1 protein-coding gene is annotated in these 1,171 nt (G+C 61.9%); it reads left to right on the top strand.

Features of this window, described 5'->3' with window-relative positions:
• Nucleotides 1-55: 55 nt before the first annotated feature.
• On the top strand, nucleotides 56-1,147 hold the full coding sequence (locus GY725_17110) for an IS630 family transposase (GenBank protein MCP4005911.1): 1,092 nt from the start codon (nucleotides 56-58) through the stop codon (nucleotides 1,145-1,147).
• The last annotated feature ends 24 nt before the right edge of the window (nucleotides 1,148-1,171 follow it).

Here is a 1,171-nt window from a genome sequence, read left to right as displayed (position 1 = left end):
GTTCGACACCTGACGGAAGATTCCCATCTCTCGCACTGTGTGACATGGTCGCGGGATGAGACGCGATGACCTTTGCCTTTACCTCGGCCCCGCCGACCGGGCGCAACTCCAAGCGCTGCTGACCGACCGCAACACGCCGCGAAAGATTGTGTGGCGGGCGGAGATCGTCTTGGCGACTGCCGATGGCTTCGGGACCAACGAAATCATGCGGCGTGCCGCGACTTCAAAGCCCACGGTTTGGCGCTGGCAGCAGCGGTATCTCGACGAGGGGGTCGCGGGCCTCAAGCGAGACAAGACGCGGCCGTCTCGCGTGCCCCCGTTGTCTCAGGAAACGCGGCTCGCAGTGATTGCAAAGACGGTGCAGGAGACACCGCCCAACGCCACACATTGGAGCCGCAGCATGATGGCCGAAGCAGTTGGCATTTCCCCATCAAGCGTAGGGCGCATCTGGGCGGAGGCAGGCCTCAAACCGCACCTGGCGCACGGGTTCAAAGTGTCGAACGACCCTCTATTCGAGGAGAAGGTAACGGATATCGTGGGGCTCTACCTCGATCCTCCCGATCGCGCGGTGGTGCTGTGCGTGGATGAGAAATCACAAATTCAGGCCCTCGACAGAACGCAGCCCGGGCTGCCGCTCAAGAGGGGCCGCGCTGCTACCATGACGCATGATTACAAGCGGCACGGCACGACCACGCTGTTCGCCGCGCTCGATGTGAAATCGGGAATGGTTATCGGAGACTGCATGCCGCGCCACCGCGCGAAGGAGTTCCTGGCCTTCTTGCGCCGCATCGAGCGCATCGTCCCCAAATCCCGCGACGTTCATCTGGTCCTCGACAATTACGCGACCCACAAAACGCCGGAGGTGAAGGCTTGGCTGGAGAAGCATGCGCGCTTCAAGCTCCACTTCACGCCCACCAGCGCATCCTGGCTGAACCTCGTCGAGCGCTTCTTTGCGGCGATCACGACACGGCAGATACGCCGGGGAAGCTACACCAGCGTCGATGATCTCGAGACCGCGATCTACGAATACCTGGCTCATCACAACGCCAAGCCCAAACCGTTCGTCTGGAGCAAGTCGGCCGAAGATATCCTCGCCCGGGAACGGCGCGCCCTCGACGCTCTCGATACGATCCGCGGCAGTCGGTAACATCCGTCAGACTCAGAACACTAG

Source organism: bacterium (assembly GCA_024226335.1).
Classification (GTDB): Bacteria; Myxococcota_A; UBA9160; order SZUA-336; family SZUA-336; genus JAAELY01.
The sequence above is the reverse complement of the archived record's forward strand: the minus strand, read 5'-3'. Positions and strand labels throughout refer to the sequence as shown.